A 7,687-nucleotide genomic window follows, 5' to 3' on the forward strand; every position below is an offset into this window, starting at 1 on the left:
ATATTTGGTTAGATATCCGATATGACCTCTCCGTTGTACGTGCGGCTGACGACCGAGCAGGCCGGCCGCTTGGACCGGGCCGCGGCGGCGGTCCCGGCGCACAAGAAGGACCTGATCGGCGGCCTCGTCGACCGGTACGTGGATCCGTCGACGCCCGCGGGCGTCGACGCGCTGCGCGAGCTCGCGACGGCCAAGCGGGTGACCGTGGAGCTGGGCGGCGACGCGCCCGTGGTGGGCCACGCGGAGTTCCGGCCGGCGGCACCGGCCGAGGTCCTCGACGCGGCGGGCGCCGCGGAGCTGCTGGCGGTCGACGAGGCCGCGCTGCGCGAGCTCGCGGAGGCGGGCGGCCTCCCCGGCCGCCAGATCGGCGGCCAGTGGCGGTTCTCCCGTCAGGCGCTGCTCGACTGGCTCGCCGGCACGTAGCCGAGGACGTCGTCCACGGAGATCTCGAGCAGGCCCGGGTCCGGCGTGGCCGCGTGCGGATCGCCGGTGCGGCCGCTCCACAGGACACGGTGCTGCGGCCGGTCGGCGGGCGGACCCCACTCGTCCGGCGGCGTGGGTCCGAAGAGCACGACCGAAGGCGTGCCGAACGCGGTGGCGAGGTGGGCGACGCCGGTGTCGCCGCACAGCACGAGCGAGGCGTGCGCGACGGTCGCGGCGAGCGTGAGCAGGTTCGTCTCGCCGGCGAGCACGCGTGCGCCGGGCACGCCGCGCGCGACGCGCTCCGCCAGCGCCCGCTCTTCCGGCCCGCCGGTGATCACGACGTCGTCGAGCCGCCGCGCCACCTCCGTCCAACGGTCGGCGGGCCAGCGGCGTGCCTCGCTCGCCGCGCCCGGGTGGACGACCGTCGCGCCGGGCGCGGGGCTGGGCACGGCGGGCGGGTCCAGCCGCAGGTCGCCGGGATCGGCTTCGATCCCGTGCTCGCGCAGCAGGCGGCACCAGCGCTGCACCTCGTGCTCGTCCGCGCGCCAGCTGTCCCCGAACGCGATCAGGCGGTTCGGATGGCTCGCGCGCAGGAGGGCGGTGCTCTGCGGACCGCGCCCATGCAGATTGACCGCGATGTCCGCGCCGGGCGGCGCGGGGCCGAGCGGCGCGGTGTCGACCACCTCGTCGATCGCGCCGGTGAGCTCGGCCAGAGGCGCGAGCGCCTGGGGCGCCGCGAGCACGATCCGGTGGTCCGGAAACGCGCGCCGCAGCGCCCGGTAGGCGGGGACGCCGGTGAGAAAGTCCCCGAGGCCGAGGGCTCTGTAGATGAGGACTACGGCCACGAGGGCTCAGCCGACGGCGTGACGAGCAGCTCGCGCAGCTCGACGCCGGGCGGCTGGCGCAGTGCGAACAGCACCGACTCGGCGACCACCGCCGGGTCGTTGAGCCGCTGGTTCGGGCCGGGCTTGAACTCCTCCTTGCGGCCGTCGAAGAACTGCGTCTTCATGCCGCCGGGGATGAGCATGGTCACGCCGACCTTGTCGCCCATCTCGATCGCGAGCGCGCGGGTGAAGCCGACGACGCCGAACTTGCTCGCGCAGTAGGCCGTCGCGGCGGGCAGCGCGCGCAGGCCGAGCGTCGACGCGACGGTGACGATCCGGCCCTGTGATTGCTCCAGGAACGGGATCGCGGCGCGGACGACCGCCGCCGTACCGAGCAGGTTGACGAGGATCACGCGATCCCAGTCGTCGGCGTCGACGTCCATCATGTCGCCGCACGCGTCGGTGCCGGCGGCGGTGACGACGGCGTCGAGCCCGCCCGCCTCCTCGGCGACGCGCTTGACGACCGCCTCGGCTTCCCGCGGGTTGGCCAAGTCCACTTCTTCGAACTGAAACCCGTTCGGCGGCGGCACGCGATCGAGCACGATGGCCTTGCCGCCCTGTTGCTCGACGGCCGCGGCGACCGCCGCGCCCAGGCCGGACGAGCCACCGGTGACAAGGACGGTTCCGACTTCATCGCGCACGCGCGAGCACCTCCGTGATCAAGCGGGTCGTGGAGCGACCCGCGACATAGGGAACGATGACCGCGCGCCCGCCCCACTCGGCGAGCGTCTGGGCCTCGGGCAGCTCGGCGACCGCGTAGTCGCCGCCCTTGGCCCAGACGTGCGGCTTGATGGTCTTGATGGCCTCGCGCGGATCGTCCTCGTCGAAGATGACGACGGCGTCCACGCAGCCGAGGCCCTTGAGCACGGCGGCGCGGTCGTCCTGCTCGACCAGCGGCCGGTCCGGCCCCTTCAGGCGCGAGACCGACGCGTCCGAGTTCAGGCACACGATCAGGCAGTCGCCGAGCGCCCGCGCCTGCTCGAGCATCCGCACGTGGCCGGCGTGCAGCAGGTCGAAGCAGCCGCCGGTCGCGACCACCGTCCCGCCGGCGGCGCGCACGCGCTCGGCCACCGCGACCGCGTCACCGGTGTACGAGGCGGGCTCGGCCTCGCCGGCGACGAACGCGGACGCCGCCTCGACCGCCTCCCGCACGGCCTCGGACGGCAGCGCGCCGCTCGCGATCCGCGAGGCGGCGGTCGCGGCGAACGCGTCGCCGGCCCCGCAGGGATCGCCGGACGACACGCGCGTGACGGGTACGGCGAGCGCCGGCCCGTCGCCGGAGACCATGAGCGCACCCCGCTCCCCACGGGTCACGGCGACGGCGACCGCGCGCCACCGTGCCACCAGCGTGCGGGCAGCGTCCTCGGGGTCACTGTGGCCGGCGGAGGCGGTCGCTTCCTTCGCATTGGGGGTGACGAGGATGCAGCCCGGCACGGGCTCGGGGCCCTTCGGGTGCGGGTCCCAGACCACCGGGACGTCACCGCTGAGCGCGGCGCGGACCGTCGGCTCGGCGGCGACGCCGCGGCCGTAGTCGGAGACGAGGATCGCGTCCGCGCCGTCGAGCGCGCCGTCCGGGAGCGGGCCGCAGCCGCGGGACTCGCCGCCGCGGTCCAGGCGGACGACCGGGCGGCCGCCGGCCAGCACGCGGATCTTCTCCGGCGTGGCGCCGTGCAGGCCGAGGTCGATCACGTCGATGCCCTTCAGCAGGGAGCGCAGCTCCTCCCCCGCGGCGTCGCGGCCCAACGCTGTCACGAGCGTCACCTCGACGCCCGTGCGGGCCGCCAGCATCGCGGCCAGCGCAGCACCGCCCGCGCGGGCGGACGGCTCGATCGCGTCGACGACCGGCACGGGCGCGTCCGGGGCGAGCCGCTCCGCGCGGCCGTGCAGGTCGCGATCGAGCAGCGCGTCGCCGATCACGATCAGCCGGGTCATCCGATCTCCATGTCGAAGGCGGCGCAGATCAAGTGGATCGCGACGAGGTGCAGCTCCTGCACGGTCGCGGTGTGCGGGGTCTCGATGCACACCGCGTCGTCAGCGACGTCGACCGTCGGGTTCGGGCCCCGGCCGGTCAGCGCCCACGTCACGAGCCCGGCGTCGTTGCCCGCCTCGACCGCGCTCACGATGTTCGGCGAGCGGCCGGAGGTCGACAGCGCGAGCAGCACGTCACCCTCGCGGCCGTGGCCGCGCACCTGGCGGGCGAACAGCTCCTCGATGCCGTAGTCGTTGCCGATCGCGGTCAGCGCGCTCGTCTCGGCGCACAGAGCCAACGCCGCGAACGGCGGCCGGTCGTCGCGGTAGCGCCCGACGATCTCCGCCGTCAGGTGCTGCGCCTGGCAAGCGGAGCCGCCGTTGCCGATCGCCAGCAGCCGCCCGCCACCCGCCAGCACGCGGGCGAGCTCGCGGCCCCACCGGTCCAGCCGGTCGGTCTCGTCGTAGAGCGCGGCGAGCGGGCGCGCGAGCTGGTCGAGGTGCGTGCGGCCCGCGGGCAGCTCGCGCACGAAGCGGGTCGTGCTCATCGGACCACCCGCTGCCGCGCGCGGCTCGGGGCCAGCGACAGGTAGACGTCACGCGTGGAGCGCGCGATCCGGTCGAAGCCGAACCGCAGCCGCGCGCGTTTGGCCCCGTTCGCGCCGTATTCGTCGCGGCGCTGCGGGTCCTCGAGCAGCTGACGCAGCGCGCGGGCGAGCGCGGCCGGCTCACGCGGCGGCACGTGCACGCCCGTCACGCCGTGCACGACGCTGTCGATCTGCCCTCCGACGGCGGTGGCCACGACCGGCACGCCGCACGCCATCGCCTCCAGCGGCACGATCCCGAACGGCTCGTACCAGGGGACGCAGACGACCGCGTCGGCGGAGCGCAACAGCGCCGGCATCTCGTCGCGGCCGACCCGGCCGCGCAGCACGAGCCGGTCGCCGACGCCCACCCGCTCGGCCAGCTCACGCAGCCGCTGGGCCTCGGGGTCCGCCTCCAGCGCGCTCGCCTCGGGCCCGCCGGCGACGTGCAGCTCCGCGCCCGGCACGTCGGCCAGCGCGGTGATCGCGTCCGCGAGCCCCTTGCGCTCGACCAGCCGGCAGGCGGCGACGAAGCGCGGCGCGGCCTTGCGCTCGCGCGGCCCGTCGGTGCCGAAGCGGTCGAGGTCCACGCCGCACGGCACCACGCTGATGCGGCGCCGGTCGGCGCCCAGCCGCAGCAGCTCGAACACCTCGTCGGTGCAGGTCGCGACGATCCGGTCGACCGAGCGCGCGATCCGCGTCTCGTGCTCGATCCGGGTCGACGGGCTCGTGTCGCGCTCGCCCTGGTGGCGGCGCTTGACGGTGCCCAGCGCGTGGAACGTGTGCACCACCGGGATGCCGAGGCCCTCGGCCGCGTCCAGCGCGGCCACGGCCGACATCCAGAAGTGCGCGTGCACGACGTCCGGCGGCTCGGCCAGCCACTGCTCGCGCAGCTCGTCCGCGAACGCGCCCATGTACTGCAGCAGCTCGTCCTTCGGGACCTCGGTGGGCGGGCCGGCGTCGACGTGGTCGACCTCCACGCTCGGGGCGAGCGCGACCCGCCGCGGGAGCGACGGATCGTCGCGCCGCGTATGCACGACGACCTCGTCGCCGAGCCGGGCGAGCGCCGTCGCGAGCGCCGCGACGTGCACGTTCTGCCCGCCGGCGTCGACGCCGCCGAGCACCGCCAGCGGGCTCGCGTGCTCGCTGACCATCGCGATTCTCATGGGGCCACCTCCACAGCCGTCAGCACCTCGTCCCAGTCGGCGAGGAAGCGTTGAAGTCCGTAGCGGGCGAGCGCCGCGTCGCGGGCGATCAGGCCCCGCTCGCGCGCTTCGTCCGGGTCGGCGAGCAGCCGCTGCAGCGTCGCCTCCAGCACGTCGACCCGGGTCGAGACGGCGCCCGCCGCCTGCGGCACGGCCTCGAAGGCCTCGGTCGTGCCGAGCACGACGACCGGCATCGCCAGGTGCATCGCCTCCAGCAGCGAGAGCCCGAGCGACGTCCAGCGGATCGGGTGCACGTAGACCCTGCGGCGGGCCATCTCGCGGTGCAGCTCCGCGTGCGGGAGGTCGATCGCGCCGATGCCGAACAGGTCGTACGGCTCAAAGCGGGGCAGCAGGTCGGTGCCCGTCACGCGCGCCCGGCGCTGCGCCTCGTTGATGACGACCGCCGCGCGCGCCAGCTCGCCCGTGTACAGCGGGCCGGGATCGAGGATGCCGTGCTCGATCACGCGCGTCTCGGTGCCGCCCGCGTCCCAGAACAGCTCGTTGAAGTGCGTGACGTGGACGAGCAGCAGGTCGTCACGGTCGGCCATCGGGTGCCGGAGCTCGTTGATGCGGCCCTGCGGCGCGTTGTGCTCGACGTAGATCAGCTGCTCGCCGCGGGGCGGGCGCAGCTCGAGCTCGTGCGGGCGCTGGTAGACGATGACGTCGAAGTCCTCGTCGGCGATCTGGTCCAGCGGGACCTCGGTGACCGTGTCCGGCCAGCTGTAGGTGCGCGCGATGCCGACGCCGTCCGGGCCGCGGTCGGGCGTGACGGGCACGACGTACTCGTGGCCGCCGTGAACGAACGACGTCGTCCACGCGCCGTGCACGTGCCAGAGCAGGATCCTCATGCGGGTACCGCCTTCCGGGCGAGTCGGTCGACGGCGTCCGCGACCGTCTCGGGGGTCACGCCCTCCAGGCACGGGTGGCCCGGCACCGGGCAGGTGCGGGCGCGGCATCCGGCGCACGGGACGTCGATGTACAGAAGCTCGTGGGGGACCTTCCACGGCCGCCAGCGGACGGCCGGGACGGTCGGGGCGAACAGCGAGACGACCGGCGTCTGGACGGCCGCCGCGAGGTGCGCGGGGCCCGTGTTGCCGACGACGATCGCGTCCGCCTGCTCGATCACGCTCGCCAGCTCGGCCAGGCTCGTCCGGCCACCGAGGTCGAGGCCGCGCTCGCCCGCGACGTACGCGGTGAGCTCGGTCTCGTTCGGTCCGCCGGTGACCACCACCGGGCGGTCGAGCAGCGCGACCAGCTCGCGGTTGCGCTGGGGCGACCAGGCCCGCACCGGCACCGACGCGCCCGGGTGGACGACCACGTAGCCCGGCTCGAGCTCGTACGGCTCGCGGATCACCTGCAAGCGGTCGTCGGCGGGTGGCGTGAACCCCGCGGCGCGGACGAGGTCCAGCGAGCGCTCGACCTCGTGGACGTCGTCGTCGATCAGGTGGCGCAGGTCGAGCAGCGAGCCGGGGAAGTCGACCGAGGTCGCGCCGATCCACGGCACGCCGGCCAGCCGCAGCAGCAGCGCCGTCGGCAGCGGGCTCTGGTGGAAGGAGCCGAAGATCAGGGCGCGGTCGACGTTCAACGCGGCGATCCGCGCGACGAGCGCGTCCACGTCCTCGCGCTCGACCGGGTGCCCGTCCGGATCGATCCACGGCGCGCGCCAGACGATCACCTCGTCGACGCCCGGTAGCAGATGCGCCGCCTGGCGTCCGCGCGGGCCGCACAGCAGCGTGACGCGGTCGGCGCCCGCCGCGAGCGCGCGCAGGGCCGGCCCGGCGAGCAGGACGTCGCCGTCGTTGTCGAGCCGGGTGGCGAGCACGTGCTTCACGCCGCCACCGCAACCCGTTGCTCGATGGGGGCGAAGCCGAGGAGGTCGAGCGCGTCGGCCAGGTCCTTGGCGCACTCGGGCGCGGCGTCGATCTCCTTCGAGCGCGTGCGGGCGGTCGGCACGAGGATCGGCCGGGCGCCCGCGGCCAGCGCGGCGCCGACGTCGGAGCCGATGTCGCCGATGAACGCGCACTCGCTGGGATCGACGCCCAGCCGAGCCGCGGCTCGCTCGATCAGCGCGGGCTTCGGCTTGCGGCACGCGCACCCGTCGTCCGGGCCGTGCGGGCAGAACTCGAGCGGCCCGAGCGGGCCGAGCAGCGCCTCCATGCGCTCGTGTACGGCGAGCACGTCGGCCGGGGTCAACAGGCCGCGGGCGATCCCGCTCTGGTTGGAGACGACCCCGACGCCCACCCCGGCGGCGCGCAGCCGCTCGAGCGCCTCGAGCGCGCCGGGCACCGGGACGACCTTGTCCGGGTCGCCGTTGTACGGCACGTCGATGATCAGCGTGTCGTCGCGATCGAACAGCACGGCCTTCGGGCGCGGCCGCGGCGGAGCGCCGTCCGGCGTGGGCCCGAGCAGCCCGCGCAGCCACCAGCCGACGGCGAAGAACGGCATCGTCGCGCTCGTCCACGTCATGGTCGCGACCTCGCGCGGCGTGCGCGGACCGGGCTCGATCCGTGCCCACGCCAGCTCGGCCGTGCCCGCCAGCCAAGCGGCGCCGAGGCCGCCGGCGAGGAGGCGGGCCGGCGCGGCGGCGCGACGCGCGGGCGCGGCGGCCACCGCCGCGGCGGCG

General features: G+C 75.2%; 9 protein-coding genes. 1 reads left to right on the forward strand and 8 read right to left on the reverse strand.

From position 1 onward, the window contains the following. Positions 1 to 21 precede the first annotated feature (21 nt). On the forward strand, positions 22 to 423 hold the full coding sequence (locus OJ962_RS26080; RefSeq protein ID WP_202957695.1) for a helix-turn-helix domain-containing protein: 402 nt from the start codon (positions 22 to 24) through the stop codon (positions 421 to 423). On the opposite strand, the gene OJ962_RS26085 is transcribed toward OJ962_RS26080, so the two are convergent. The 8 genes from OJ962_RS26085 to OJ962_RS26120 form a co-directional block, all read right to left on the reverse strand. Continuing rightward, the gene (locus tag OJ962_RS26085) at positions 390 to 1,268 is read right to left on the reverse strand and encodes a glycosyltransferase family 9 protein (protein WP_202957694.1); all 879 of its coding nucleotides are present in this window, start codon (positions 1,266 to 1,268) and stop codon (positions 390 to 392) included. The two genes, OJ962_RS26080 and OJ962_RS26085, sit on opposite strands and share 34 nt — an antisense overlap. Next, entirely contained in the window at positions 1,259 to 1,948 is a 690-nt protein-coding gene (locus tag OJ962_RS26090; protein ID WP_202957693.1) for an SDR family oxidoreductase, read from the reverse strand. The genes OJ962_RS26085 and OJ962_RS26090 overlap by 10 nt, the downstream gene beginning before the upstream one ends. After that, a complete protein-coding gene (rfaE2, locus tag OJ962_RS26095; RefSeq protein ID WP_202957692.1) occupies positions 1,938 to 3,239 on the reverse strand; it encodes a D-glycero-beta-D-manno-heptose 1-phosphate adenylyltransferase in 1,302 nt (433 codons plus the stop codon). The genes OJ962_RS26090 and rfaE2 overlap by 11 nt, the downstream gene beginning before the upstream one ends. Next, positions 3,236 to 3,823, reverse strand: a complete 588-nt coding sequence (locus tag OJ962_RS26100; protein ID WP_202957691.1) for a D-sedoheptulose-7-phosphate isomerase — start codon at positions 3,821 to 3,823, stop codon at positions 3,236 to 3,238. Before OJ962_RS26100 ends, rfaE2 begins: the two co-directional genes overlap by 4 nt. After that, on the reverse strand, positions 3,820 to 5,025 hold the full coding sequence (locus tag OJ962_RS26105) for a glycosyltransferase (RefSeq protein ID WP_202957690.1): 1,206 nt from the start codon (positions 5,023 to 5,025) through the stop codon (positions 3,820 to 3,822). The genes OJ962_RS26100 and OJ962_RS26105 overlap by 4 nt, the downstream gene beginning before the upstream one ends. After that, entirely contained in the window at positions 5,022 to 5,912 is an 891-nt protein-coding gene (locus OJ962_RS26110; RefSeq protein ID WP_202957689.1) for a glycosyltransferase, read from the reverse strand. Before OJ962_RS26110 ends, OJ962_RS26105 begins: the two co-directional genes overlap by 4 nt. After that, complete coding sequence (locus OJ962_RS26115) at positions 5,909 to 6,895, reverse strand: glycosyltransferase family 9 protein (protein WP_202957688.1); 987 nt, start codon at positions 6,893 to 6,895, stop codon at positions 5,909 to 5,911. Before OJ962_RS26115 ends, OJ962_RS26110 begins: the two co-directional genes overlap by 4 nt. Continuing rightward, positions 6,892 to 7,687, reverse strand: a 796-nt coding sequence (locus OJ962_RS26120; protein WP_270006706.1) for a D-glycero-alpha-D-manno-heptose-1,7-bisphosphate 7-phosphatase, incomplete at its 5' end; no start/stop codon positions are given. The genes OJ962_RS26115 and OJ962_RS26120, both read right to left, overlap by 4 nt.

This window comes from Solirubrobacter deserti (assembly GCF_027587175.1).
GTDB classification, from domain to species: Bacteria; Actinomycetota; Thermoleophilia; order Solirubrobacterales; family Solirubrobacteraceae; genus Solirubrobacter; species Solirubrobacter deserti.

Coding starts and splice junctions, on each gene's coding strand:
- OJ962_RS26105 (WP_202957690.1), bottom strand. CDS start 5,025: ATGAGAATCGCGATGGTCAGCGAGCACGCGAGCCCGCTGGCGGTGCTC.
- OJ962_RS26080 (WP_202957695.1), top strand. CDS start 22: ATGACCTCTCCGTTGTACGTGCGGCTGACGACCGAGCAGGCCGGCCGC.
- rfaE2 (WP_202957692.1), bottom strand. CDS start 3,239: ATGACCCGGCTGATCGTGATCGGCGACGCGCTGCTCGATCGCGACCTG.
- OJ962_RS26110 (WP_202957689.1), bottom strand. CDS start 5,912: ATGAGGATCCTGCTCTGGCACGTGCACGGCGCGTGGACGACGTCGTTC.
- OJ962_RS26100 (WP_202957691.1), bottom strand. CDS start 3,823: ATGAGCACGACCCGCTTCGTGCGCGAGCTGCCCGCGGGCCGCACGCAC.